The sequence below is a fragment of the Ardenticatena maritima genome, from assembly GCF_001306175.1.
Classification (GTDB): Bacteria; Chloroflexota; Anaerolineae; order Ardenticatenales; family Ardenticatenaceae; genus Ardenticatena; species Ardenticatena maritima.
Window position 1 is genome coordinate 158,245 of sequence record NZ_LGKN01000005.1, and the last position, 25,164, is coordinate 183,408.

A 25,164-nucleotide genomic window follows, 5' to 3' on the forward strand; every position below is an offset into this window, starting at 1 on the left:
TTTGCGCCCAAAGGAGTAAGCGATGGAAAAGATTCATCGCGCGACATTGTATCACATTCAGTTGCCGCTCGTCCAAGCCTTCCGCTCCTCGGCTGACGCCTATGCAACCCGCGAAACATTGTTGTTGCGGTTGGAAATTGGGGACATCGAAGTATGGAGCGAATGTGTTGCCTTGCCGTCGCCGACGTACTGGTACGAAACGGTAACGACGGCCTGGTACATTCTGACGGAGTATCTGCTTCCGCTCGCGGTACAAGAAGATTTTGAATCGCGTGAAGCATTGATGGCACGTTTGGCGCGCGTGCGCGGCCATCCCATGGCAAAAGCCACCATCGAGATGGCCTTGTGGACGTACGAAGCCGTCAAAGCGCGTATGCCCCTCGCGCGCTACATTGGGGGAGAGAAAGAGCGTATTCCAGCTGGCGCAGTGGTGGGTCTGGTCTCCGAACCCAAATTGTTGCTCAAACGTGTCGAAAAATTGGTGGAAGCCGGCTATCGTCGTATCAAACTCAAAATTACGCCTGGGCAAGATGTGGAACTTGTCTCGCTTGTGCGCAAAGCGTTCCCGGATATTGGGCTTTTGGTGGATGCCAACCAGGCTTACACATCGGAGCACATCCACATCTTGCAATTACTGGATGAATATGAGTTGCTGGCGATTGAAGAGCCTCTGGCGCCTGGCACGCCGCTGAACGTCTATGCTGACGTTCAACAGCACCTCAACACCCCTATCATGCTGGATGAATCCGTGGGCACACTGGAAAAAGCCCAGCAGGCGATAGAGATGGGGGCATGCCGTGCGCTCAATCTCAAAGCCGGGCGGTTTGGGGGCATTCGCAACATGCTGGATGTGTACACGTTTGCACACGAACATGGCATTGCCTTGATGCACGGCGGCATGCTTGAAAGCGGTATCGGACGCGCCTACAACGTCGCGTTGGCGTCGCTGAGCGGTTTTACCATTCCCGGTGATATTGCAGCGAACGCCTTTTATTTTCGCGAAGATGTCGTAGAGCCGCCTTTCACACTCGACGACGAGGGGATGATTGCCGTCCCGTCAGACATCGGCCTGGGTGTTGTGGTAGCAGAAGACCGTATCCAGCGCGCGTTGTTCCGCACGGCGACGTTTACGGCGCAAGGGGAGAGGTATTTGTCGTGACGGCGTGTTGGCGGCGTGCGGCCAATGCAAGCGCAGGGCGTTCCCAGTGACAATCAGGCTGCTCAGAACCATCGCGAGCGCCGCCCATAGGGGATGAAGTCGTCCGGTGACGGCGAGCCCTAAACCGAGCGCGTTGTAGAAGAACGCCCACGCCAAATTTTGGCGAATGATGCGCATGGTTTGCCGTGCAAGAAGAAGCAGCGGCACGATGCTTTCGAGGCGGTTATTGAGCAAGATCACATCAGCGGTAGCGTGCGCCAGGTCTGTTGCTTGCCCCAAGGTTATGCCCACGTCAGCGGTGGCTAAGGCGGGACCATCATTGACCCCGTCCCCAATCATGACAACGCCGTTGTACTGTTGAAGATAGGATACTTTTTCATCAGGTGTAAGCCCCGCATGAAGCGGAACGCCAAGCGTTTCACCCCAGCGTTGGTGCGCTTGCGGGTCGCCGGAGAGAATTTGCATGTGAATACCGAGGGCATGCAAGGCTTGCAAGGTTGATGGCACATCGGGGCGTAGTTGCTCCGTCAAAGCCACAATCCCCCGCACCAATCCACCCCAGCCGATGAACACAAGCGCCAGCGATGAATCCGCCCAACGCGCTGCATATTCAGCCAGGCGAGGCGGATACGCCAGCCCTTGCGACGCCATCAACGCCGCGCTCCCCACCCAGACCATCTCGTCGTTTATGCGACCACCAAGCCCTTGTCCAGCCAGCACCTGAATTCCTTCAACCGTCGGGGGCTTTTCGACAATGAAAGCGCGGCAAATAGCGCGAGCAAAAGGATGCGATGCACGCGATTCCAGCGCTACCAACCGCTCCTGCACAGTGTGCGGGTCGGCCTGGTCGCACACCATGTCGTAAACGGAAGGCTCTGTTTCGGTCAAAGTGCCAGTTTTATCGAACAAAACAACTTCGGCATTCGCCAGGCGTTCCAAAACACTCGTCTCCCGAATGAGGACACCATGTTCGGCGGCGGTGGAGATGCCCCGCCAAAGGGCAAGCGGTGTTGCAATCCCCAGCGCACAGGGGCATGCAATCAGAAGCACAGAAAGGGCATGCATGAGGGCAACTTCTGACGAAGCAATCGTCGTCCAGTAGAGGAATGTGCCCACCGACAAGAAGACAGCAAATGGAACAAGCAACGCGGCAAAACGGTCGGCAAGCCGCTGAACAGGGGCGCGTGTCCAAAGGGCTTCGTGAATCAGGCGGGACATTTGCCCCACAGCCGTCGCTCCCCCCGACGCGGTCACAATGATTTCAAAAACACCATCCAAATTGAGCGTGCCGGCATAGACCGTATCTCCGCTGGCGTGTGTACGCGGCACAGGTTCACCCGTGAGCAGGCTTTCATCAACAGCGCCCTGCCCTTCTGCAACAATACCATCAGCGGGAAAACGCTCACCGGGGCGAATCAACAACCGCATGCCGGGTTGTATATCGTCAACTGAAATCTCCTGGACACCGTTGGGTGTGATATGCGCCGCATGGGTAGGCATATGGCGTTGCAGGTGTTCGATGGCTTCAAGCCCGCTTTCTTGCGTGCGCACTTCTAACCAGCGCCCAATCGTGACCAGGAAAAGCAACATTGCCGCCGTGTCGAAATAGACATGGGGATTGCCGGTTATCAGGTTGCGCAACGAAAGGATATAGGCGGCGCTTGTTCCCAAGGCAATGAGGGCGTGCATATTGGGCTGGCGTGAAAGGATGCCGGCAAGCCCGGAACGCAGGACAGGCCACCCCAACAGGGGCAAAACGGGAATACTGGCGACAAAAATCATCAGGCGGAAAAAGTCTTCAAGCCAGCGGGTTTCCGGGGCATTCCAGCCCATTATCTCCCGCACATAGAGCATACCACTCAGCAACATGATATGCATGACAAAAACGCCAGCAATCAGCAAACGCTCCAAAAGGGCTTCGGCTTCATCGCGAAGTTCATCGGGCGCCAGCCCCACGCGATACCCCAAGCGGCGAACCCGTTTCACAAGCGATTGAGGCGAGAGCCGGCGCGGGTCGAAGCGCACGCGGGCTTGGCGGCGGGCAAAACTGATATCGGCCTCGACCACGCCGGGGGTGCGGCGAAGCGTTTCGCCAATCAGCCAGGTGCAGGATGTGCACCAAAGCCCACCCAAGTACAGTGTGCTTTCTGCCAGCGGCGTTTCCGCAGACGGAGCGGGTGAGGCGGTAGAGTCGACCGGTTCAGCAAGAAGGGCGGCCACATCGCGGCATGATGGGCAGCAAAATGTGCGCCCGTGTTCATCATGCAAAGGATGACGCGCCGGCAAGCCGCACAATTCACACGTTACCATACCATTATCCCCCCAAGATGGCCGTGTCCAATCACCCCCCACCAGGCAAGCCCACGCAGGATGAGTTGCCCCGCGATGAGCAACAACAAAGCAGCCGCCAACACATGTGCGAAACGACGCATGCGCCCCACGCCGTGTGCCATGAGCGCGCGTGTCCCTTCCAGGGCGGGAATGGTGCCAAGCCCAAAAGCGAGCGCGATCACCCCACCCGACAGCGGGCTTCCACTTGCCGTAGCGGCCAACACCATGCTGTAGACAAATCCGCAAGGGAGCATGCCCCAAATAAGCCCTATTCCCCAGGCGGCGACAACGCCCCGTTGTGGAGCGTGCAGACGCCGATGCGCAACGCGCCGCCAGAGGGCTGAGAGGGCGGGGAACGCGGTTTCAGGCGGCGGCGTCATCCCCAACAATGCGAGTGCAGTATACGCCAGGGCAAAACCAAGAAACAGCGCCAAGCCGCTTTGCAATGTGCGGTTTGCCAGCAAGGCGGTGAGAGTACGCCCCAATGCACCACCTGCAACGCCCAACATGAGATAGGTTGTCAACCGCCCAGCGTGGGTGGCAAGGCGCTCGCGCGGCGTTTGCACACCGGCACGCCCAAGCAGGAGAAGAACGCCACTGCACATGCCAACGCAATGGGCGATGCTTCCCAGCAGCCCAAAGGTGAAGGCTGTCAGTGGTGTGAGCGTGAGCATGTGATGCATGGCTTATATCCCAAAGAGTGCCAAGGCAAAGATGACGCACAAATACAGATTTGAGACATGATAGAAGCGGCGTGCATGGGCAAGCGTTGGGCGCAACCACAGGCGAAACGCCAGTGCGAAGAACCACGCCCCCAGCACGAACGCCACAAACGCTTGCCAGCCATGAAACGCCAACCCCGGCATCAACACTGTCAGCAAGGTGTGTCCCCAAACATACCCCGCCGTTTCGCGTGGCGTGGCCAGCACCGGCAAAACAGGTACAGCCGCCAGCGTGTAATCATCGCGGCGCAACAATCCATACGCCCAAAAATGGGCTGGCGTCCAGAAGAAGACAAGCAACGCCAAGACCCAGGGCGTCAGGGGCCAATCCACACGCACAGCCGCCCAACCGGCAAGAACGGGAAAACAGCCCGCCGCGCCCCCAATCACCACGCCCAGAGGGGTTCGACGTTTGAGCCAGAGCGTGTAAATCAGAATGTACACAATCGCGCCCAGAACAATACAGAGCACGCTTTCAAGCGGAAGCCAGACCACGCCTATCGCAACCCCCAAACACATCAACGCCACGCCAAAGAAGAGCGCCTGCTCCGGGTGAGCAATACGCCCCGACGGCAAAGGGCGGTTGGCTGTACGCGGCATGAGCGCGTCTATATCGCGGTCAAAGTAATGGTTGACGGCGGCAGCACCGCCCGCCATACAGACGCCGGCAAGAGCGAGTGCCAGCAACGTTGTCCAGGGAAGCCAGGGACGCGCCGCGCCCACCGCCGTGGTGAGTGAAGTCAAGAGGAGCAACGCTGTCACGCCCGGCTTGGTCAGAATCAGCCAATCTTTCCAGGTTGCACGGTCGAGAACAAGCGATGGTGTTTCACTGCGCATGCCATCTCTCCTTTGCCGCAACGGGGCAGCCCGACGGTTGGACTGCCCCATTGCCCACCATTACCGGACAATCCAGAGACGCCCCAAAAGCCACCAGTTGCTCAGATAGTATGTGGCAAAGAACATCAAGAAGGCGATGACCAGCACCCACGCACCACGGGGTTGCAATTTCGGGTCATGTTCTTCTTTTTCAGACAGATGCGTAAAAGCGGGCGGGCTATCAATCACGAGCGTGGCTTTGCGTGGTTCGATACGCTGACCGGTCAACACCGAAGCCAACACAATGATGATAAACATAGCGCCCGCCACAATAGCAATCAGAGCACCAATACCAAAGACCGCCAGCGCCAGGTTCACCGTTCCCGGAATTGGCGTTTGGAACGGCGCCTGCGCAAACGTTATATCCCAGTGGCGGCGCGAAACGCCCTGAATACCGGCAGCAATCATCCCCACAGCCACAAGCGTCATTCCCAGCCCATAGAGATACGGTTGCAGCGTTGCCCACTTCTTCAATTTGAGTTCGCGGCGGAAGATGAGCGGAATGACATAGTAGGTGAAGCCCATGAAAGCGAGCGTTGTCCCGCCGACGACAGTCGCATGGAAGTGGCCGGGAACGCGCAAGGTGTTATGCACTAACATGTTCAATTGCTCAGTCCCAATCGTGACCCCCGTCACACCGCCGATCCACCCAAAGATGAACATTGAGAGGACGAGGGCGGCAAAACCGGGTTCGCGCCAGGGGGCTTTGCGGAGCCATTCAAACAAGCCACGTGTATGCCCCTGTCGGCGGAGCGCCACTTCAATGGCCGCCGGAATCGAGAAGGCGTGAATGAGGCTCCCCAGCACCGCCAGGTACATCGCATACGACGTGTTGACGGCTTTCCAGGCGAAACTCGGACCGGGGTCCACCAGCAGGTGGTGCGCTGAACCGAGGTTGATGAACAAAATGTAGAGGATGAAAGCCAAGCGCGAGAGTTTTTCATTCAGCGGCACGGCGCCTACCGTAATCGCCGCCAAGCCATACCAGATCGCCACCATCGCCGCCAGGTTGATTTGCTGGGCCGGGTGGCCGAAACTCCAGAAGAGGTTGCGGAAATAAGCCGGATCGTAGTAGTCAATCAACCCCATTGACCAGAAAAGGGCCGGCACGAACGCCAAAGCACCCGACAGCAAAGTGTAGGTCGCGATAATTGCCGCCGTAATCAACCCATAAACGACGAGGGGAACGGAGCCTTCATACCGTTTTTCCGCCTTCGCAACAATCAACGTCGCAAAAAAGACCCCCAATGCGATCAGCGCCCCCACGGCAAACAGAATGACGCCCAGATAGAAAAGCGGGTGCGCTTTCAGGGGAACATAGGCGGTGAACATGACATCTGCTTTACCGGCTAGCACAATCACGTTCACCAACACCGCCCCCGCCACCATGAGAATGTACGCCAACCAGGCGAGGCGCGGCTGAATCAGGCGCGCGTTCAGCATGACAGCGCCCCCAAAGTAAAGCCCGGCAACCTCAAAAAAGACAATCCAGGCGACAAGCATATCGAAACCGTGGGCGGTCACGAGGCGGTAAAACCAAACGGGTGAGAGCAGGTGAATCGCCTGCCAGCGCGTGAGGGAAATCAACAATGCCCCAATCCCGCCAATCAGCAGGAAAACGACCGCCGCAACCGCATTTGCGATGATGAGCCGCTCAGCCGCCAAATCAACTTTGAGGCCGGTGGCTGTACAGGTGCGAAACTCGGCCTGCTCGCCAGACTGAGGAATGGCAGCAACCGTCATGAGAATCCTCCTTATTCGCTCACCAGGATTTTGCCAATCATCACGTGGTGACCAATGCCGCAAAACTCGTTGCACACAATGCTGTATTCACCACTGGTCGTTGGCGTAAGTGTCAAAACGTAGTCATAACCGGGGAGAACCATGAAATTCATGTTCAGCGGCTGAATAGAAAAGCCATGCTGAACATCGAGTGAGGAAAGATGGAGTTTGTAAGTCTCACCCTTCTTGAGTTTCAACACAGGATACCACTGCCACTGCCGCGCTTGAATATAAGCATCTCCACCCGCAGGAGGTTCCACAACAGGAATGCCATTCAAGGTATCCACTTGATATTGCTCGGTGAATTCCATGACGCGCGCGTTAAACTCTTGCGGCGTGACACGATAAGTTGTGACAGGCACGTTCTGGCGCCCCAGATAGAACCAAAGCGGCATCATAGCCGTCAAGAACAGACACCACACGAAAGCAATCAACAGCCAGCGCCGTTCATAGCGTCCAAGCGGTTTCCACCAAATTTTAGGCGGTGCAATCATCGCGCTTCCTCCTGTGTGCACTTACTTCAAAAACGGAACATTGAGGAGTTCCAACAACCCCCAGACGTTGTACAGCACAAAACTAATCACCAGCGAGGCCAGAAACAGGAGAAAAACTTCGTCAAAAACGACTTGCCCAATCGGAACACGGTCAGATGATTTGTTGTGTTGGTCTTGCATACATACCTCCTTTTATCATGTCACTGAGAGGAAACAGCAGGGCAGCGGTTCAATGCGGCTTGCTCATTATATGGCTATGAAAGTGCCAACTCATTGCGCCAACGCAAATTGTGGAAGAGGAGAGGGATATTCCCTCTCCTCTTCCGAGAGGTAGCCAGGCTTACTCGGCGGGACCTTCCTTGAAGATTTCCGGCGCATCAGGGCCGTCGGCGAACAAGAAGCCAACCAGGCCTTTTTCCAGACGGCTCAATGCGTGGTCCACCAAAATGTAGCGGCCAGGAACTTGGAGTTTGAATTCCACCATCGTCGCACCGCCGGGCGGCACCAATGTTGTTTGCACATCGGTCAATGCCGGGCTCGTCAATGACGCTTGGTTGTAAACTCGATCAAAGATTTCGCCGATGACGTGGAAGCTACTGGTCATGTTGGGGCCACCAACACCGAAGAAGATGCGTACAGTTTCGCCCACATTTGCATGCATGGCATGCGCTTCAGTAGTCAGACCACCAGCAGCCCCGTTGAAGACGAGATATTCAGGTTCTTCCGCCAGAAGTTTTTCAACACTGAACTCCTGGAACCCTTTTTCACCCGTTTTCCCTTGGGTGTAGATTTCACCCTGCATCACGTAAAATTCGCGATCAACCGGCGGCAAACCACCTTCAGGCTCAACCAGAATCAAACCATACATCCCGTTGGCAATGTGGTGCGCCACCATCGGTGTTGCGCAGTGGTACACATACAAGCCAGGATTGAGCGCCTTGAACGTGAAAACGTTTTCTTCACCCGGAGGTGTTTGCGTATAAACAGCCCCCCCACCCGGGCCAGTCACAGCGTGCAAGTCAATGGAGTGCGTCATTTTGCTGTTGGGATCATTCTTCAGATGCAATTCCACCGTATCGCCCACACGGACACGAATCATAGGGCCGGGGACTTTGCCATTGAACGTCCAATAGGTGTATGTTGTCCCATCGGCAAGTTGCCCAACAATCTCTTTGGTTTCCAGGTCAACACGCACCACTTGGGGTTCGCGATCGCCAACAGGCGGCGGCAAGTCGGTCGGATCGCGGACGATATCCTCGCCCGTAGCATCTTCTGCACCAGCGCTTGCTTCTGCACCTTCCTCAACCACCACAATCTTTCCTTCCATGCCTGCCTGGCGGTGGCCGGGAATACTGCAGAAGTATGCAAATTCACCTACCTTGTCAGCCTTGAAAACGATCGTCGTGGTTGCGCCTTTCTCTACCACATGATCGCTATGCGCATCAAAGTCTGGAACGGTAATGTCGTGTTCCATACCATCGCCATTTACGAGCGTAATTTGCACCACCGCCCCCTTCGGGACAACCAGGGTGGGATTGAATTCACCATCAATATCGCCCCCAACACCGAGGAAACCCAAACCTTTCTCGCTCAAAGAGGTTTGCAGTGTAAAGGTAATATCGGGGATGTAATCCACATCTTGCCCTTCTTGGGTGGCCTCGTGTTGGTGTTCCGCCGAGCCAGTTTCAGTCTCCGCAGCATGTGCGACATTCTCCGTCCCGGCATGCTCTTCAGTTGGCTGGTTCGTTTCTTGAGAAGTATGTTGCGCCTGGTCTTCAGTAGGCCATGGGTTCGTCTGTGTGGCACTGCACCCAACAACAAAGAGGAGAAAAACGGCCAACGTGAATAGTTTTTTGAGGTACATTTTACCCTCCCTCACATTTTCATTTGGATTTCACAATTCCATTTTGGCTTTTGAGGTCAAAAACAAGTTGCGCTAGCGCAAATAGAAAATTACTTGTGCACTTCGTCATGGCAATGGCATGACACCTGTCATATGCCTGGTAAATCCTCGCTTGCGCCAGCGCAAAGAATTCCCCCGCGAAACCACCTAGAGTAAGAGCATCGCTCTTCATTGGAGGTACATATGCGCGGAACATGGTACAGCGAACGAAGGCTGCTACGCGGTTTGGAGAAAGTGTGGGCGCGGGCAGAAGGGTTGACCAGCCGATTGACGGGGACGGCGTTCAACCCGCTTTACCACTTGGGAACGCTTGCCGTGATGTTGCTCATCATCTTGGCGCTCACGGGAGGCTATCTGACGCTCTTTTACCGCCCCGGCGCCGAACGCGCCTACGAAACAGTGGCGGCTTTGAATGCGTCATGGTTCGGACATCTGATGCGCAGCCTGCACCGCTATGCGGCAAATGCGCTCGTCATCGTCACACTGGCACATGCCTTTAAGATGCTCATAGGCGACCGCTTTTGGGGTGCGCGCTGGCTCGCCTGGGTGAGCGGCTGGATTTCTCTCGTGCTGATTTTCATTATTGGTGTCATGGGCTATTGGCTCGTATGGGACGAAACAGCACAATGGTTGACCGAATTCAGCATTAACCTGCTTGGTGGACGTGTCGCTTTGGCGTTCTATCAGCCTGGCGCGGTGGAACAAAATTTTGCATTTTTCGTCATCATTCTGTTTTTGCATGTCTTTATGGGCATCCTGTTGCTGGGCTGGTTGCTCATTCACGTCATCCGCCTCTCACGCCCGGCGCTCCTGGAACCCCGCTGGCTCGGCATTGCCTTGACGCTCTCCTTGACCATCCTGGCGCTCGTGCGCCCCGTTCCCCTAGGCAACCCGGCGGACTTTTCCCGCCTTGTCTCAAACGTTCCGATTGACTGGCTGTATCTCGGTTTTCTCCCAGCCGCCCAGCGGACAAGCCCGTCAATGGTCATTGGGCTCTCTCTCGTGAGTCTGCTGTTTCTGATTGCCCTTCCTTGGCTATGGCGTGGGCGTATCACAGGGCCAGCGGTGATTACCGAGCACCTCTGCACAGGATGCGCGTTGTGCGCGCTCAAATGCCCCTATGAAGCCATTGACATGGAACCCCGCAGTGGAGACGCCAGTGGGTTCAAGGCTCTGGCTGTCGTAACCGAATCACTTTGCACAGGGTGCGGCTTATGCGTGGGGACATGTGCCACGGTCGGCGTTGACTTGCAACCACTCCCCACACGCACAGTGTTGCAAGCCCTCCAAGAGGCAATCCAAGCGCACGAATCGCCTATCGTTGTGGTCACATGCCAGCGCCAGGCAGTTTTGGGAACAGTGCCACACGAATGGCGTCCCCCTTTGACGGCACCACCAGATACGCTGTTGCCGCCTCCCGTTCAGGTGAGACCTTTTACACACAACAACACCACAGTCAGCGTCATCACATGCGTCCTGCCCTGCACCGGCATGTTCAACCCGGATTGGGCACGAACACTTTTTGACCTGGGGATGCAAGCCCTCTTGATTCTGAGTTGCCCCGCCGACGATTGCAATTATCGCGAAGGGCCCTTCTGGCTTGGCGAAAACCTGCGTTTGCGCAAACGCCTGCTCGAAAACCCCATCTACTGGACAACCACGGCGCCCGGACGCCCGCACACCCTGACCGAGATGCTGGAACGTATCATCGAAGAACAAGCGGCGCTCCCCGCGCCCGAAAAACGCTTGCCCCGCGTCGTATTGGATCGTGCCACGCGCAACAAACTCTGGTTGCCGCCTTTCCGTTCATTTGTGCCCGCGCTGGTCATGTTGCTCGTTCTGCTCGCGTTCACTTTTGTGTTTGAACACCCCACAACCGCCGTCGCCCCCGAAACGGCTACCCTACGCCTTGTTTTGGAACATACACCGCCGCTCAAAGCCAACAACACCACCACAGCGCCTCTTCAAGCAACACTTCCCGCTGGCGTTTCAGCAGAGCAGATTCTGGGGGGTGAGCGGCACCCTGTGCGCTTGCGCCTGGACATTGACGGGCAAACCATCCTGGACAAGACCTATGCCCCCAGCGGCATTCACAAAGATGGCGAAGTCATCGTCGTGGAACAACTTTCCCTGACGCCCGGCGCGCACACCGTCCACATTTGGCTGATGGACGATGAGCAAACATGGCGCTACGAAGCCGAAAAACGCATTGACATTCAACCGTTGCAGGTGGTAACGCTCACGTTTGACGAGGAAGCCGCGGCATTCGTGTTCACGCTTCCACACCAGTAATCAACACCCCCCTTTCGAGACGCCCGCGCTTCACCCAACAGCGCGGGCGTTTTTTTCTTCCCTTTTCATGAATAGTGACAAATATCACAATTCCTGCGCTATCTCTTTTCACTTCACCGTTTCCATACAGTTGTCAAAATTCAAAAGAGAGGATAAAGTGCGTTTACGAATACCTACACAAGCACTTCTCTATTCTGCTGTTCACTTCTGTTGACCCGCAACCAAAACAGGAGGAGCACACAATGAAGCAATCCCTCCCCAAAACCCTCATCCTCGGGTTGACCGCCACCATCATTACACTGGCGCTTGCCCTGGTTGTGCTCACCGTCGCCCGAAGCGGTAGCCCCGCCCCCACCCAAGAACGCGTCAACGTGTTAGAGGGGAGCAATGATGACTGCGTTGCGTGCCACACGGATAGCACCCCCGGTATCGTCGAACAATACGGGCGGAGCACCATGGCGGCCGCCAACGTCACATGCCGCGACTGCCACGAAGTCAAGGCGGACTACCCTGGGGCAAAGGAACACGAAGGCACTTACGTGCTCGCCCAACCGACAACCGCCATGTGTGAGCGGTGTCACTCGCAAGAAGTCGCGCAATTTTATCAAAGCCGCCACTCACTCCCCGCTTACGTCGCCTACGCCGGCACAGAAGACCTCAACGAAAAGTTGCTGGCAATGTACGAGGCCATCCCTGAAGGCGGCTTCAAGCCCGACCGCATGCGCAACGCCCTTTTTGCCAAAGAAGGCGAAGCCGTGACGCGCTTTGCCTGCCGGGGATGCCATGATATTGGCAAACCTGCCCAAGACGGCTCGGTGGGAGATTGCACCAAGTGCCACCTGCGCCACGAGTTCAGCCTGGAACAAGCCCGCAAACCCGAAACGTGCAACGCCTGTCACATCGGGCCTGACCACCCGCAGTGGGAAATTTACCAGGAATCGCCGCATGGTATCGCCTACATGACGGGCGGCCACACGTGGAATTGGGAAGCCGAACCCGGCACACTCACCACCAAAGACTTCCCCGCCCCAACATGCGCCACCTGCCACATGAGCGGCTTTGGCGCGAGCGGCACCACCCACGACGTGGGCGACCGTCTCACCTGGTATTTGTTCGCGCCGATTAGTGAGCGCCGCCCGGCATGGCAAGACAACCGCACCCGCATGCAAAATGTCTGCCGCGAATGCCACAACCAGGAATTCATCACCGAGTTCTACGAAGCGGCTGACGCCGCCACGGAACAGGTCAATGAATGGGTGCGCCAGAGCAACGAAATCATCGCGCCCCTCAAAGAAGCCAATCTGCTCACCAGCGAACCGTTCGATGAACCCATTGACTTCACCTACTTTGAGTTGTGGCACCACTGGGGACGCACAGCCAAATTTGGCGTCTGGATGCAAGGGGCTGACTACGTGCAATGGCACGGGGCGTATGAAATCCTGGCCGACCTTGCCGAACTTGAAGAAATGGTGCAGGACAAACTCCAAGAGGCTGGGTTGAGCGAAACCGCCACCTCGAAACGTGAAAAATAGGACAGGAGCGGGCTATGACGACCGGCACGCTCGAACTCGACCGTCTGTTCCCGCCCGCTTTGCAGCGGTTGCGGCGTTTGCCCCTCACGCGGGACCAATTGATGCTCTTGATGATTGCCATCAACGAGTTTTTCCTGGGCGTGGATACGTATGTCTCCCACGCCATCAGCGGCACCATCGTTCCGCGTGAATGGATTCCGATTGTCTTCGGATTCAGCGCCTCCGCCCTGCTCCTTCTGGCGGGGCTGATTGCCATCCGCAACCGTCCACTGGCGACCATCATCGCCAATGTGGTGTTGCTGGCAAGCATGGTGGTAGGCGTTTTGGGGGCGTATTTTCACCTGGTGCGCGCCGCATTGCCCGCCGGTCCCTGGTGGCAACGCCTGACGCTCGACCTGCTCATTTGGGCGCCGCCGGTGATGGGGCCGCTTGCCTTCACGCTGGTAGGGCTACTGGGTATCAGCGCCGTCTGGCTGGAAGACCCACCGGATAGCGGCACACTGGTTCTCTTTGGCAATCGGCGTCTCCATCTCCCGTACAGCAAAACGCGCGCCTATTTCTTCATCGTCAGCATGGGGATTCTCGCCGCCCTCGTGAGCAGTGTGCTCGACCACGCCCGTACCGGCTTTGAAAACCCCGCCATCTGGGTGGGAACCGCCATCGGCATTTTCGGCATGGTGGTCGCCGCGGCAATGGGTGGCACGGAAACACCCTCGCGCGGCGACCTCTACACCTACATTGTCGCCATGCTGTTGCTCATCATCATTGGCCCAATCGGCACATACTTCCACGTCCAAGCCAATCTTGTGGGCAAATCCACGGTGGTTATCGAACGGTTTATTCGCGGCGCGCCGTTCCTGGCGCCCTTGCTCTACTCCAACATGGGCATTCTGGGGCTCATTGCCCTGCTCGACCCACGCGAAAACGTTCCGCACACCACCAACTGACCCGCTCTGTTTCATCCACCAAGCCCCCAAATTGGGGGCTTTTTTGCATTCACCAAAATTTCCTCAAACCTTCACCAAGTTTGGTGATGCGTTTCTGAACAGCCCCCGGTAGCATGGACACAAGAAGCCCTGCATCGGAGGCCTGCATGACCAGTCTGTCAACGTTGTACGTTCCCCGCCACACCGCCACACTGTCAGAAGCACTTGAAGCGTGGGGAATAGCACGCCTGCTGTGCCACGTTGCACCGCCTCCACATCACATCGTCTTGCATCGCACACCGCACACGTTCACCATCACCATTGCCCCCCCACTCGACACTGCAACCCTTGCCAACACGCCCTTTTGGGCGCCGCTACCCTTGCTCACCAATCGCCCGCCCCGAACATCCGCCATTCCAATCCGCCACCCCGCAGATGAATGGACACGTGCGCACACCTGGCGTACCACCGGCGAGCGCCCCCCACCCCCAGACTGGCGCACCGTCGCGTTCCTTGCCGCCCCCCGCCTGGCGGTCAGACAAGCATACAACCGGCTCGCCCGGAAGTGGGAACAATGCCGCGCCACCTGGCCACACGTGCTTGTATCCCTGTTGCACGCCTACGCCACCGCCGACGCGCCCACACGTTCGTATGCCCAAAGACTTTCCTGTGCCGCAAAGGGCACAACAACACATACGCGCTTCTTTTTCCTGCACCCTGATGAGCATCCCCCACGTGAAGAACCTGAGTGGCTGCGCGAATATGTCCGTGCGCTGGGCTTCTTTACAGCGGCAACGCCGCGCATTCATCGCCATCGCCAGGCGTACACGCTCTTTTGGCTGGAACCCATCCACGTCGAAATGCGACAACACATGCAACTTTTCGACATGTTCAATCAGCAATGCGGCGATTGGCCATACGGAACACTGCCGCTTATCGCCGCCTTCACGCTGGCACGTCTTTGCACACACGCCCCCGCCCCTTTCCCCCCTCGCTATGCGCTGCACATCGCCACATACAGCGTCCCGCGGCGCGGCGTCGTCATCCTGCAAAAACACATGACCTCTGCTGTACCGTCGCCCCCTTCACACCACGATGCAGCGGCGCGGCATTTTTGGTCATTGCTGTTGAGCGCCCACATTGCACTACTGAAAACGGGGGGCGTCTCTCCTGCGTTTCTCACCCACTGTTCCCGCTGGTGAGAACAAACCGAGCATTTGTTTTTTGAAAAAAGGTGGTCTATTCTACCGTCACATCCGTCTCACATGGATTCCTTGAAAAGGTGTTTCATGTCCCGCAATATCCGGCTTCTGCTACTTTCCTACTTGATTTGGGGCTTCGGTGAAGGGCTTTTTGTTTACTTTGAGCCGCTTTTTCTCGAACACACCGGCGCCTCATATCAGCAAATTGGCGTGGCCATGGCAATTTCCGCACTTATCGTCACTTTTTTGTACGTGCCGGCCGGATGGTTAGGCGACCGCCTCGAACGCCGCCGCTTGATTTTAGGCGGTTATCTTATCGGAGGCATAGCCGCTTTCATCATGGCGGTGGCACCCACATGGCAACTCTTCGCCCTCGGCATGGTGGTATATGGGCTCTCGTCCTACTGCATTCCCGTGATCAACGCCTACGTTCTGCAAGAAACCCCACCCAACCAACATACACGCATTCTCAACCGGTTGGTCGCCGCTTTCTGGCTGGGATTGCTCGGCGCGCCGCTTGTGGGGGGCTGGCTCGCAGATATCGGGGGACGCGCGGTACTCTTTACCAGCGTAGCGCTGATGTTCTTCATCTCGTCGGGGATCACCTGGGGGATTGCGCCACAGTCTCCCACCGCCGAGCGGGCAAACGAAGAACGGATTGCGTGGCGTCATCTGCCGGCGCTGTGGCCCATTTTGGGCTTGTTGGTTATTCTGGCGGCGTTTGAATGGGGCACACGGTTGGGCGATGTGTTGTTGCCCAACTATCTCACACACCGTTTTGCATACGACATACGCACCATTGGAATGCTTGGCACAATGAACTCGCTGGGGGCAATCCTCTGGCTGCTGCTGTTGAGCGAACTCGACGCCAAAGGTCGCAAAGCCCTGTTCCTCGCAACAGCCAATGTTGCCATCGGACTATGGACGCTGTGGCGCATCCCATCGTTTGGCATGCACTTCGTGGCTTTCGTATTGCTTGGCGCGCGCCACACCTTCCGCTCATTGGGAACGGTTCTGCTGGCACGGCTCACGCCCCACGCCTATCAGAGCACCATCACCGGCGTGTTCTATGCGCTCAGCGGGCTCGCCATCACACTGGCTGAATTCCTGAGCGGTTTCCTCTATGCAGTGGACCCGGCGCGCCCCTTGCAGGTGGCGTTTTGGTGGCTGGTTGCGTGGGTGAGCCTCTTTGGCGTGTATGGGCTGGCTTTTCGCCACCTGCGCCGCATCAGCCCCATTTTTGCGGAAGCCTGACGGACGTCACAGCGGCGGTTCTTTCCAAGCCTCTTGTGCTAGCGTTGCACCTCGCCAATGCGCTTCACAAAGTTGGTGAGCGCCTCACAGACCGCCTGCGGCTGTTCCAGCATCACCATGTGCCCCGCATCGGGAATCATCACCAGTTCAGCGCGCCGAATCGCCAACGCCAACTCCTCCGACAACGCAGGGGGCGTCATTTTGTCCTGCTCCGCCCCAATCACCAGCGTAGGGCATTGAATATCAAACAGCGACGCCCGACTGTCGAACGCATCACAGGCGGCAAAATCGCCGTACAAAACCGCTTTCGGGGTAGCAGCCATTTCCTGCACAGCGGTTGTTGTCTCCTGAGGGGTAAGGTCGCGGGCGTACATCCAGCGCACCATGCGCCGAATGGTGCCCAGGGGGTCATTCTGCAAGCCTTCCAAAATGGCCGGGTTGACTTTCAAACGTGCGCCTGTTGCCACAAGTCCCAACGCCTGCACACGCTCAGGAGCAAGCAAGGCGGTTTGGATGGCAATTGCGCCGCCCATGGAGTGCCCCACCAGCACAGCACGCTGAATGTTCAGCGCATCCAGCAAAGAGAGCATGAAGTACGCATAGCCCTCAATGCTATAGCGTCCCTTGCCGCCCGAACGGCCATGCCCCGGCAAATCGAACGCAATGCGTTGTCCCACCGGCATCTGTTTGAGGCAATACGCCCAATGTTTCCACGTCCCGCCGGCACCATGAATGAACACAATAGCAGGCTCGCCGTTTCCTCGTTTCTGGTAAAAGATGGGTGTATCGTCAAGGAGCACCGTGGTCATTATCCCTCCTTCGAGATGCTTGCTGCGCGCCGCAAGCATACACAATTCCTCACACAACCAAAAACGGCGGGGGAAAAAACCCCCGCCGTTCTGCTTCCGCCGGCTTGGGCACTTTAGGCTTCTTCGCCCACCAGTTCGCGCCCACTCTTTTCCGACAAATACCGTTCCACCTGCATGGCGGCTTTCACCCCGTCGCCGGCGCTGGTCGCCACCTGGCGATAAATGGGGTCGGCGGCTTCACCCGCGGCAAACACGCCTTCCACGTTGGTACGCATAAAGCGATCCACCAGGATGTAGCCGTGGTCGTCCATTTCCAACTGTCCTTTGAAAATATCGGTGTTCGGGTAGTGACCAATGTAGATGAAGACGCCATCGGTCTCCAATTCGCCTTCCTCACCCGTCACAACATTGCGCGTCTTCACCCGTTCAACCTTGCCGTCCCCTTCAATCGCCGTCACAACCGTGTTCCAGATGAAGGACATTTTGTCGTTAGCAAAAGCGCGTTTCTGCAAGAAGGGTCCCGCCCGCAACTCATCGCGGCGGTGAATGACACGCACCGAATTGGCAAACTTGGTGAGGAACAAGCCTTCTTCAAGCGCCGAATCGCCACCCCCGACAACCACCACATCCTTGCCACGGAAGAAGAAGCCGTCGCATGTAGCGCAATAGCTCACGCCATACCCAGTCAGTTCCTTTTCACCCGGCACGCCCAGCTTGCGGGGCGACGCCCCCACCGCCACGATGATCGCGTCGGCTTCATATTCGCCGCCATGTGTGCGCACCAGGTGCGGCGGCTGTTCGCGAAACTCAACCGCCACTGCTTCATCAAATTCCAGGCGCGCGCCGAATTTTTCGGCTTGCTCACGAAAACGCTCCACCAATTCCGGTCCCGTCAACCCTTCGGGAAAACCGGGGTAGTTTTCAACCTCGTTGGTCGTCGCCACTTGGCCGCCAAGCTCATTCCCCGTAATCACCAGCGGCTCAAGCTGGGCGCGGGCTGTGTAAATCGCCGCCGCCAACCCAGCCGGTCCGGACCCCAAAATAATCACCTTTTCACGTTGTGCCATTGTCGCCTCCATTCATCATATTGGGTATTAGCCCCTCATACACGTGGGGAGTATATACGTTTCCTCCCAAAAATCAAACACAACGCCCCCTTTTGATGCGCATGGGGGCGTTGGTCTTACATGTGGCCTGTGTTGGTGTTAGTGTTGTTGCCGCCCTTCCAAAAAGGCGCTGATCAAATCAACCGGCACCGGGAAGACAATCGTCGAGTTGTTTTCAACCGCAATTTCGGTGAGCGTTTGCAAGTAGCGCAGTTGCAACGCAGCCGGCTGTTCGCTCATGGTGCGCGCGGCTTCGGCGAGTTGGCGCGCCGCCTGCAATTCACCTTCCGCGTGAATAATCTTGGCGCGTTTTTCACGTTCGGCTTCCGCCTGGCGTGCCATGGCGCGCTTCATCACATCCGGCAATTCGACATCTTTCACTTCGACGATGCTGACCTTGATGCCCCACGGCTCGGTCGCTTCGTCAATAATTTGCTGCAAACGGTGGTTGATGGCTTCACGCTCGGCGAGCAATTCATCCAATTCCACCTGCCCGATGACATTGCGCAAGGTCGTTTGGGCAATCTGGCTGGTGGCTTTCAGGTAGTTCTCCACTTCTACGACGGCTTTCACGGGGTCCAGCACGCGGAAGTAGGCCACAGCGTTGATGCGCACCGTCACGTTGTCTTTGGTAATGGCTTCCTGCGACGGCACGTCCAACGTGACGACACGCAAATCCACCTTGACCATCTTTTCAAGAATAGGGATGATGAAGAACAAACCCGGTCCACGTGCCCCGACGACGCGCCCTAAGCGGAAGATGACGCCCCGTTCGTATTCCTGCACAATCTTGACCGAGGAGCGGAGAATGGAAAGCAAAAGCCCCACAAGAATCAGAAGAACCGGGAACAAGCCAATCAAGAACTCCATAGGTGTTGCCTCCTCTGTGTTGAGTTGAGGGTAAATTGTTGATGGTGCGTGGTGTGGTCTCTTCTGTCCAGTACAGTTGAATTGTACGAAAAGGCGGGAAATAGACAACCACTCCGCGCACCCTTTGCCTCTACGTCTCTTGAAAAACGAGGGTTGCAGACGTTCCAACGCATCAGCACAAAACAGATACGGGCGGTCCTGATGACCGCCCGTGCGTCTGCATGGCGCTGTTCTTACTTGATTTTCTCGCTGATGCTCTTCGGTTGCAGGAAGAGGAGCAAATAGTCGGGACCACCGGCTTTGCTGTCGGTGCCGCTCATGTTGAAACCACCAAACGGGTGCACCCCCACCAGCGCGCCGGTGCTCTTCCGGTTGAAGTAGAGGTTGCCCACATGGAACTCATCCGCGGCGCGTTCGAGCCGCGCACGGTCGCGGCTGTAGACCGAGCCGGTCAAACCGTATTCGGTGGAGTTGGCAATGCGCAGGGCGTCGTCAAAGTCTTTGGCTTTGATAATCGCCAGCACGGGACCAAAGATTTCTTCCTGCGCAATGCGTGCATCCCACGGAACATCGGTGAAGATGGTCGGTTCGATGAAGTAGCCACCGTCCAGGTCCAGACGCTTGCCGCCCAACACCAGGTTGCCTTCATCATGCCCGATTTCAATATAGCTCATGATTTTGTTCACAGCGTCGGTATCAATCACCGGCCCCAAAAAGACCGTGGGGTCAACCGGGTCGCCAATCTTCAATTGTTTGGTGCGTTCGATAACGCGCTGGACCATCTCGTCGTACACATCTTCCACAAAAATGGCGCGCGACCCCGCCGAGCACTTCTGCCCCTGGAAGCCAAACGCGCTCACCACCACGCCCTCGGTGGCGGCGTCCAGGTCGGCGGTTTCATCCACAATGACGGCGTCTTTGCCGCCCATTTCCAGCACCGTGCGCTTCAGCCAGATTTGCCCAGGCTGGATTTCAGCGGCGCGCTGGTTGATGTGAATCCCCACCTCTTTGGAGCCGGTAAACGAAATGAAGCGCGTTTTGGGGTGCACCACCAGCGCCTCGCCAGCCACTTCACCGTAGCCGGGCAGGTAGTTCAGCACACCGCGCGGAATCCCGGCTTCGTAGAGGAGTTGCACCACATGGTACGCCACCACGGGCGATTGTTCGGCGGGCTTCGCCACCACCGTGTTGCCCGTCACCAGCGCCGATGAAACCATGCCCGTGAAAATAGCCACGGGGAAGTTCCACGGCGTGATAATCGCGCCCACACCCAGCGGAATGTAGCGGTAGGTACTGCGTTCGGTCGGAATCTGATAGACCAGTTTGGGCGCGCGCTCTTCAATGTCGAGCATTTGGCGCGCGTAGTATTCGAGGAAGTCAATCGCTTCGGCGGTGTCCGCATCGGCTTCGGGCCACGATTTACCGACTTCGTACACCATCCACGCCGAAAATTCATGCTTGCGTTCGCGCATCAATTGCGCCGCCTTCAACAAAATGGCGGCACGCTCTTCGGCGGGCGTTTTGCGCCAGGTTTGGAACGCCTCATACGCCACTTCGACCGCACGCGCGGCGTGTTCAGCCGTCGCCGCCGAGACACGCCCCACGACCTGGTCGGGGTGCGAGGGGTTGAGCGAGGCAATAGTCTCATCGAGGTAGATTTCATCCTCGCCGATGATGAGCGGATAGTGGCGGTCGAATTGCGCGCGCACCTTTTCCAGCGCGGCTTCCATAGCAGCCCGATTTTCGGGCTTCGAGAAGTCCGTCAACGGCTCATTGCGGAAGGGGGGTAAGTCTTGCAAACGCATGGTTCCAACCTCCTTGTTGGTCTATCCGTTGTCAAGAAAAAAGCACCCTTGCGAGTGCTAAAACTGGAAGCGCCCCGTCGCCGGGACAATTTTGTAGGAAAAGTTGGTCACATATTCCATCAATTTTTCGTACAGTTCCTGCCACTCATCACTTGAAAGAATTTCGCGCATCGTTTCCATGTCGTCGGTAATGCCCCCCATCAGCACCTGGGGCCCATTGCCGTACACGGTGTACCACCCATCGGTGGGTTCCAGCCCCAGTTCGATGAGGCGCGGCGCAAATTCTGACGTGATGAAGTCGAGATACGCGGTTTCTTTTCCTGGCCGAATATCCCAACTCATCAAAAGTTTCATCCGTGCCACAGTCTTCCTGCTCCACAAACCGTTTCATATTTTTTGAAATGAGCGCCGACAGCATAGCACATCTACCTTGAGATGACAATACGTCAAAAGTCATAAAAAGAGGCACATCAGACTCAGCACACACCACATCCCCACACCCGCCAACACCCACACGGGGCGCAACAGGCGGTGCGATACCAGCGCGCGCCATCCAGGAAACGCCAAAACCACAAGCACATGCGCCCCCACACGTCCCAACTGTGGCTCGAAGAGCACACCCAGCAAGACGAACACCCCCACCGCGCCGACCATCACCGGCCAAATATCGCTTTCGCGAACGGTTGCCCACTGCATCCGCACGCCCGTGAGCGCCGCCACGCTCCACACCACCATCCAGAGCCAAACAGCACCGCCAAGGCGCACACCGCCCTCCACACTTGGGTGCACCACCACCGCCGCTTGCACCATCAGCGCCAGACGGTCGAGCAACCATTGCCCACGCCCCAGACCAACCATCACCATGAGGCCGCCCGCCAGCACAACCCCCAGCCCCACCACAATGCCGCCCAGCGCCAGCCGTTGCGTGGGGAAACGCGCCTCCTGCCACAGGATGAGAAACACCAGCACTAGCACGCTCCCCAGCCAGAGCAACGGCGGCTCGCGTATCACCAGCCAGCCCCACACGCCCACCGCCACCAGCAAGGCGGGCAAGTCCATACCTCGCCGCAGCAAACGCGCTACCGCTGCCAGAAAGAGGAACACGCCGGCGGTCAGGTCAGGGTAGGCGGGGGAGCACCACCAGAACGGCGCAACGACCGCCAGCACGGCGCTCCATCGCCAGGCGCGGTGTGCCAGCAAGGTCTGCCCCAACGCACTGCCCCCCGCCGCCACAAGCGGCACACTCCACACCCACAGCAGCCGCTCGCTTGCGCTATGCGCCCCAGGCAACCACCAGACCAGCCCCCACCCCAGCATGCATGCCAGCCAGGCGCTCACTACCGTATCGTGGGGCGAGGAGAGGCGCGTCTGCATGGCAAGCAACTCCGCCGTTATGTCAAGGGGGAATCTTCGTCAATCAACTGCTCGCGTGTGCGGTACACCATCGCCAGCAAAGAAGCCACCAACAAGCCTTCCCCATCGCGCACTTCGATATCGTAGGAACAGATACGCCCGCCCTGATGCCGCTCGCGCGCTTCGGCAATCAATCGGTCGCCCGGTCGTGTGGCACGGTGGTAATTGATGCTCAGGTTCAGCGCCAGATGCACACGGTTGTAGGCGTGCGTCGCCACCGCCAGCGCCACATCCGCCAGGGCGAACACCACCCCGCCATGTGTGACGCCTTGCATGGCTTGATGATGCGGCTCCAAATCGAGCGCCACACGGGCAAAGCCGGGGCGAACGTCCAGAATCTGCGCCCCCAGGTGGCGCGCAAAGGCGTCGCTTTCCATGCGGGCGCGCAACGCGGGCGAAATCGTCTCGCTCATGCGTCCGCCTCCGCATAGGTGTAGAAGCCGCGCCCGGTGCGCCGCCCCCATTCACCCGCCTGCACCATCTGGCGCAATAGCGCCGCCGGACGATAACGGGCGGGGTCGTGGTGGATGCACAAGGCTTCGAGAATGCCCAGCACCTGGTCAAGCCCAATCTGGTCGCCCCACGCGAGCGGACCATGCGGGTAGTTAGTGCCCAATTGCATGGCGCGGTCAATGTCTTCCGGCGTCGCAACCTGTTCCTGCACCGCAAACGCCGCTTCATTGACGAGCGCGGCAACGGTACGCGGCAAAACGCCCCCCGCCGTATCGCCGACGAGCACCATCGTCTTGCCTAGCCGCGCCCACCAGGCGTGCGCCGCCTCACAGGCAGCATGTGTCGTGCGCCGCCCCGCGTAGCCTTCAACCACCCCACTTGCCAGCGGGGGCAACGCCGCCCACCCAACCGTCCGCTCCGGGCGTCCACTCCACATCCCCGCTTCGGTGGCGCTGGCGTTGAGTGTGGCGCTGAGCAAGAGCGTCTCCCCCGTCATTGCACGCCCCAGGTGGCGCAACACGTCGGCTTTGCGCGCCCGGTCGGCAATCACCGCTTCGACGATGACCAGCGGCTTCGTCGCCGGGTAGGGGGGCATATCGTCGCGCGAAAAGGGCATTTCGTAGCAAACATCCACCTCAAAACCAGCCTGGCGCGCCTGCTCGGCTACCGCCACAGCCAGGGGACCATCGCCATACACCCACACATGCTCCATCGTTGCCTTTTCTCCTTCACTCCTGGGTTTCGCGAGCCAGCAAATGCTGCACCTGTTCAATTGCCATGCGCAACTCTTCCGGTGGGCGCACACCCGAAAGCAGATACCGCCCAGCAAACAAGAACGCCGGCACGCCGTGAATGCCCGCTTGCGCCGCCCACGCTTCATCCGCCAGCACTTCATCCAGGTAGCGGTGCGTCTCCAACGCTTCACGGAATGCGTCCGCGTCCAGCCCTACCGAGGCGGCAATCTCGGTCAGCACGTCCACATCGCCAATGTCCCGGTCATCCACAAAATAGGCGTGGAACACAGCGCGGTCGTATGCTTCGCCCTTGCCATGCGCACGGGCAAACTTGCCGCCTTCGTGCGCCGGGCGCGTGTTGATGCCCCAGCGATGCGTGCGCATTTCAACACCATACAGGCGTCCCATCTCAATCGTGCGCGGCCAATGATGCTCAATCATCTGGCGGTAGCGGGCTTCCTGTTCCGGCGTCATGCCGCTTTTTCCTTCGGGGCGCAACTCAAACGCCCGCCATTCGACGGTCAACGGAACGTCCTCTCTTACGCGGTCCAAACTGGACACAGCCATATAGCAAAACGGTCAAACGTAGTCGCTGAACACGACCACATGCAAAGGCTTGGTGCTCATGCGTCCTCCTCGTAGTCATACCACCCACGCCCGGTTTTGCGCCCCAGGCGGCCACTTTCGACCATGCGTTGTTGCAGCAGGCTGGGGCGATAGCGCGGCTCGCCAAAATAGGCGTTGTAGACCGACTGCGACGCCGCGAAATTGATATCCAGCCCAATCAAGTCCATCAGTTCAAACGGTCCCATCTTGAAACCGCCCCCTTCGCGAATGAGGCGGTCAATGGTGGCATGGTCGGCGACGCCGGTTTCGAGCAAACGCAACCCTTCCAGGTAGAAGGGGCGTGCAACGCGGTTGACGATGAACCCCGGCACGTCCTTGGCGTGAACCGGCGTTTTGCCCATGCGCTCCGCCAGTGCCGCCAGCGTCTCGCACACATGCGGCGCGGTCTGCGCGCCGGCGACAATCTCCACCAGGCGCATGAGCGGCGCGGGGTTGAAGAAGTGCATGCCCGCCACGCGGTGCGGTGTTTGCGTCGCCGCGGCAATCTGCGTGACGCTGAGGGTGCTGGTGTTGGTCGCCAATATCGCGTCAGGCGCAACAATGCTTTCCAAATCGGCGAACAGGCGTTGCTTCAAGTCGAGCCGCTCCGGCGCGGCTTCGATGACGACCTGGCAATCGGCGAAAGCGTGCAAGTCGGTTGTGGGGTGCAGGCGTTCGGGCACGGTGCGCGCCAATTCAGGGTCGAGCCGCCCTTTTTGTGCGGCGCGGTTCACAAAATGCAGAATTCGCTCCACCGCACGTTGGAGCACGTCGTCGGCGATGTCGTAGAGCCGCACGGTGTAGCCCGCCTGCGCCGCCACCTGTGCGATGCCGCTGCCCATGGTGCCGGCGCCGATGACGCCAATGGTGGTGATACTTTCGAGCATAGGGCTTC

General features: G+C 58.1%; 23 protein-coding genes. 6 read left to right on the plus strand and 17 right to left on the minus strand.

Annotated elements, in window-relative coordinates; genetic code table 11:
• Window positions 1-22: 22 nt before the first annotated feature.
• Window positions 23-1,159: an o-succinylbenzoate synthase gene (gene menC, locus SE16_RS15420; RefSeq protein WP_082373985.1), complete on the plus strand. Its 1,137-nt coding sequence runs from the start codon at window positions 23-25 to the stop codon at window positions 1,157-1,159.
• Here the strand turns inward: menC and SE16_RS08630 are convergent.
• The 7 genes from SE16_RS08630 to nirK all read right to left on the minus strand — a co-directional run bounded on the left by SE16_RS08630 (window position 1,058) and on the right by nirK (window position 9,228).
• A complete protein-coding gene (locus tag SE16_RS08630) occupies window positions 1,058-3,469 on the minus strand; it encodes a heavy metal translocating P-type ATPase (protein ID WP_054492068.1) in 2,412 nt (803 codons plus the stop codon). The two genes, menC and SE16_RS08630, sit on opposite strands and share 102 nt — an antisense overlap.
• Complete coding sequence (locus tag SE16_RS08635; RefSeq protein WP_060687477.1) at window positions 3,463-4,173, minus strand: sulfite exporter TauE/SafE family protein; 711 nt, start codon at window positions 4,171-4,173, stop codon at window positions 3,463-3,465. The genes SE16_RS08630 and SE16_RS08635 overlap by 7 nt, the downstream gene beginning before the upstream one ends.
• 3 nt (window positions 4,174-4,176) lie before the next feature.
• Complete coding sequence (locus SE16_RS08640; RefSeq protein ID WP_054492070.1) at window positions 4,177-5,049, minus strand: heme o synthase; 873 nt, start codon at window positions 5,047-5,049, stop codon at window positions 4,177-4,179.
• Window positions 5,050-5,109: 60 nt separating this feature from the next.
• Window positions 5,110-6,831, minus strand: a complete 1,722-nt coding sequence (locus tag SE16_RS08645) for a cytochrome c oxidase subunit I (protein WP_054492071.1) — start codon at window positions 6,829-6,831, stop codon at window positions 5,110-5,112.
• 11 nt (window positions 6,832-6,842) lie between these two features.
• A complete protein-coding gene (locus SE16_RS08650) occupies window positions 6,843-7,364 on the minus strand; it encodes a cupredoxin domain-containing protein (protein WP_054492072.1) in 522 nt (173 codons plus the stop codon).
• A gap of 21 nt (window positions 7,365-7,385) precedes the next feature.
• On the minus strand, window positions 7,386-7,544 hold the full coding sequence (locus tag SE16_RS16205) for a hypothetical protein (RefSeq protein ID WP_169787345.1): 159 nt from the start codon (window positions 7,542-7,544) through the stop codon (window positions 7,386-7,388).
• A 160-nt stretch (window positions 7,545-7,704) separates the two neighbouring features.
• Window positions 7,705-9,228 carry a copper-containing nitrite reductase gene (nirK, locus tag SE16_RS08655; protein WP_054492073.1) on the minus strand — a complete coding sequence of 508 codons (1,524 nt, stop codon included), beginning with the start codon at window positions 9,226-9,228 and terminating at the stop codon, window positions 7,705-7,707.
• Between the two features lie 222 nt (window positions 9,229-9,450).
• Here nirK and SE16_RS08660 point away from each other — a divergent pair, with 222 nt between their 5' ends.
• The 5 genes from SE16_RS08660 (at window position 9,451) to SE16_RS08680 (ending at window position 16,473) form a co-directional block, all read left to right on the plus strand.
• Entirely contained in the window at window positions 9,451-11,559 is a 2,109-nt protein-coding gene (locus SE16_RS08660; RefSeq protein ID WP_054492074.1) for a 4Fe-4S dicluster domain-containing protein, read from the plus strand.
• A 242-nt stretch (window positions 11,560-11,801) separates the two neighbouring features.
• The gene (locus SE16_RS08665; protein ID WP_054492075.1) at window positions 11,802-13,091 is read left to right on the plus strand and encodes a multiheme c-type cytochrome; all 1,290 of its coding nucleotides are present in this window, start codon (window positions 11,802-11,804) and stop codon (window positions 13,089-13,091) included.
• A 14-nt stretch (window positions 13,092-13,105) separates the two neighbouring features.
• The gene (locus SE16_RS08670) at window positions 13,106-14,038 is read left to right on the plus strand and encodes a hypothetical protein (RefSeq protein WP_054492076.1); all 933 of its coding nucleotides are present in this window, start codon (window positions 13,106-13,108) and stop codon (window positions 14,036-14,038) included.
• A 146-nt stretch (window positions 14,039-14,184) separates the two neighbouring features.
• Entirely contained in the window at window positions 14,185-15,219 is a 1,035-nt protein-coding gene (locus SE16_RS08675) for a hypothetical protein (protein WP_060687480.1), read from the plus strand.
• 63 nt (window positions 15,220-15,282) lie between these two features.
• Window positions 15,283-16,473 (plus strand): MFS transporter, encoded by a 1,191-nt coding sequence (locus SE16_RS08680; RefSeq protein ID WP_082374160.1) that lies wholly within the window; start codon window positions 15,283-15,285, stop codon window positions 16,471-16,473.
• A gap of 38 nt (window positions 16,474-16,511) precedes the next feature.
• On the opposite strand, the gene SE16_RS08685 is transcribed toward SE16_RS08680, so the two are convergent.
• The 10 genes from SE16_RS08685 to SE16_RS08730 all read right to left on the minus strand — a co-directional run bounded on the left by SE16_RS08685 (window position 16,512) and on the right by SE16_RS08730 (window position 25,156).
• Window positions 16,512-17,282 carry an alpha/beta fold hydrolase gene (locus SE16_RS08685; protein ID WP_054492650.1) on the minus strand — a complete coding sequence of 257 codons (771 nt, stop codon included), beginning with the start codon at window positions 17,280-17,282 and terminating at the stop codon, window positions 16,512-16,514.
• A 113-nt stretch (window positions 17,283-17,395) separates the two neighbouring features.
• Entirely contained in the window at window positions 17,396-18,349 is a 954-nt protein-coding gene (gene trxB, locus SE16_RS08690) for a thioredoxin-disulfide reductase (RefSeq protein WP_054492651.1), read from the minus strand.
• A gap of 138 nt (window positions 18,350-18,487) precedes the next feature.
• On the minus strand, window positions 18,488-19,258 hold the full coding sequence (locus SE16_RS08695) for a slipin family protein (RefSeq protein WP_054492652.1): 771 nt from the start codon (window positions 19,256-19,258) through the stop codon (window positions 18,488-18,490).
• A gap of 233 nt (window positions 19,259-19,491) precedes the next feature.
• On the minus strand, window positions 19,492-21,063 hold the full coding sequence (gene pruA, locus SE16_RS08700) for an L-glutamate gamma-semialdehyde dehydrogenase (protein WP_054492653.1): 1,572 nt from the start codon (window positions 21,061-21,063) through the stop codon (window positions 19,492-19,494).
• Between the two features lie 57 nt (window positions 21,064-21,120).
• Window positions 21,121-21,426 (minus strand): hypothetical protein, encoded by a 306-nt coding sequence (locus tag SE16_RS08705; RefSeq protein ID WP_152918070.1) that lies wholly within the window; start codon window positions 21,424-21,426, stop codon window positions 21,121-21,123.
• Between the two features lie 90 nt (window positions 21,427-21,516).
• Window positions 21,517-22,437: a hypothetical protein gene (locus tag SE16_RS08710; protein WP_054492655.1), complete on the minus strand. Its 921-nt coding sequence runs from the start codon at window positions 22,435-22,437 to the stop codon at window positions 21,517-21,519.
• Window positions 22,438-22,454: 17 nt separating this feature from the next.
• Window positions 22,455-22,889, minus strand: coding sequence for a PaaI family thioesterase (locus tag SE16_RS08715; protein WP_054492656.1), 435 nt, complete (start codon window positions 22,887-22,889; stop codon window positions 22,455-22,457).
• The gene (locus tag SE16_RS08720) at window positions 22,886-23,641 is read right to left on the minus strand and encodes a 3-hydroxyacyl-CoA dehydrogenase family protein (RefSeq protein WP_054492657.1); all 756 of its coding nucleotides are present in this window, start codon (window positions 23,639-23,641) and stop codon (window positions 22,886-22,888) included. The genes SE16_RS08715 and SE16_RS08720 overlap by 4 nt, the downstream gene beginning before the upstream one ends.
• Before the next feature lie 16 nt (window positions 23,642-23,657).
• The gene (locus tag SE16_RS08725) at window positions 23,658-24,230 is read right to left on the minus strand and encodes a DsbA family oxidoreductase (RefSeq protein WP_082374163.1); all 573 of its coding nucleotides are present in this window, start codon (window positions 24,228-24,230) and stop codon (window positions 23,658-23,660) included.
• 56 nt (window positions 24,231-24,286) lie between these two features.
• Window positions 24,287-25,156 carry a 3-hydroxyacyl-CoA dehydrogenase NAD-binding domain-containing protein gene (locus SE16_RS08730; protein WP_054492659.1) on the minus strand — a complete coding sequence of 290 codons (870 nt, stop codon included), beginning with the start codon at window positions 25,154-25,156 and terminating at the stop codon, window positions 24,287-24,289.
• Window positions 25,157-25,164 lie beyond the last annotated feature (8 nt).

What these genes read in the sequence shown, in the direction of transcription:
- menC (WP_082373985.1), top strand. Translation starts at nt 23, where the DNA reads ATGGAAAAGATTCATCGCGCGACATTGTATCACATTCAGTTGCCGCTC.
- SE16_RS08630 (WP_054492068.1), bottom strand. Translation starts at nt 3,469, where the DNA reads ATGGTAACGTGTGAATTGTGCGGCTTGCCGGCGCGTCATCCTTTGCAT.
- SE16_RS08635 (WP_060687477.1), bottom strand. Translation starts at nt 4,173, where the DNA reads ATGCATCACATGCTCACGCTCACACCACTGACAGCCTTCACCTTTGGG.
- SE16_RS08640 (WP_054492070.1), bottom strand. Translation starts at nt 5,049, where the DNA reads ATGCGCAGTGAAACACCATCGCTTGTTCTCGACCGTGCAACCTGGAAA.
- SE16_RS08645 (WP_054492071.1), bottom strand. Translation starts at nt 6,831, where the DNA reads ATGACGGTTGCTGCCATTCCTCAGTCTGGCGAGCAGGCCGAGTTTCGC.
- SE16_RS08650 (WP_054492072.1), bottom strand. Translation starts at nt 7,364, where the DNA reads ATGATTGCACCGCCTAAAATTTGGTGGAAACCGCTTGGACGCTATGAA.
- SE16_RS16205 (WP_169787345.1), bottom strand. Translation starts at nt 7,544, where the DNA reads ATGCAAGACCAACACAACAAATCATCTGACCGTGTTCCGATTGGGCAA.
- nirK (WP_054492073.1), bottom strand. Translation starts at nt 9,228, where the DNA reads ATGTACCTCAAAAAACTATTCACGTTGGCCGTTTTTCTCCTCTTTGTT.
- SE16_RS08660 (WP_054492074.1), top strand. Translation starts at nt 9,451, where the DNA reads ATGCGCGGAACATGGTACAGCGAACGAAGGCTGCTACGCGGTTTGGAG.
- SE16_RS08665 (WP_054492075.1), top strand. Translation starts at nt 11,802, where the DNA reads ATGAAGCAATCCCTCCCCAAAACCCTCATCCTCGGGTTGACCGCCACC.
- SE16_RS08670 (WP_054492076.1), top strand. Translation starts at nt 13,106, where the DNA reads ATGACGACCGGCACGCTCGAACTCGACCGTCTGTTCCCGCCCGCTTTG.
- SE16_RS08675 (WP_060687480.1), top strand. Translation starts at nt 14,185, where the DNA reads ATGACCAGTCTGTCAACGTTGTACGTTCCCCGCCACACCGCCACACTG.
- SE16_RS08680 (WP_082374160.1), top strand. Translation starts at nt 15,283, where the DNA reads ATGGATTCCTTGAAAAGGTGTTTCATGTCCCGCAATATCCGGCTTCTG.
- SE16_RS08685 (WP_054492650.1), bottom strand. Translation starts at nt 17,282, where the DNA reads ATGACCACGGTGCTCCTTGACGATACACCCATCTTTTACCAGAAACGA.
- trxB (WP_054492651.1), bottom strand. Translation starts at nt 18,349, where the DNA reads ATGGCACAACGTGAAAAGGTGATTATTTTGGGGTCCGGACCGGCTGGG.
- SE16_RS08695 (WP_054492652.1), bottom strand. Translation starts at nt 19,258, where the DNA reads ATGGAGTTCTTGATTGGCTTGTTCCCGGTTCTTCTGATTCTTGTGGGG.
- pruA (WP_054492653.1), bottom strand. Translation starts at nt 21,063, where the DNA reads ATGCGTTTGCAAGACTTACCCCCCTTCCGCAATGAGCCGTTGACGGAC.
- SE16_RS08710 (WP_054492655.1), bottom strand. Translation starts at nt 22,437, where the DNA reads ATGCAGACGCGCCTCTCCTCGCCCCACGATACGGTAGTGAGCGCCTGG.
- SE16_RS08715 (WP_054492656.1), bottom strand. Translation starts at nt 22,889, where the DNA reads ATGAGCGAGACGATTTCGCCCGCGTTGCGCGCCCGCATGGAAAGCGAC.
- SE16_RS08720 (WP_054492657.1), bottom strand. Translation starts at nt 23,641, where the DNA reads ATGGAGCATGTGTGGGTGTATGGCGATGGTCCCCTGGCTGTGGCGGTA.
- SE16_RS08725 (WP_082374163.1), bottom strand. Translation starts at nt 24,230, where the DNA reads ATGGCTGTGTCCAGTTTGGACCGCGTAAGAGAGGACGTTCCGTTGACC.
- SE16_RS08730 (WP_054492659.1), bottom strand. Translation starts at nt 25,156, where the DNA reads ATGCTCGAAAGTATCACCACCATTGGCGTCATCGGCGCCGGCACCATG.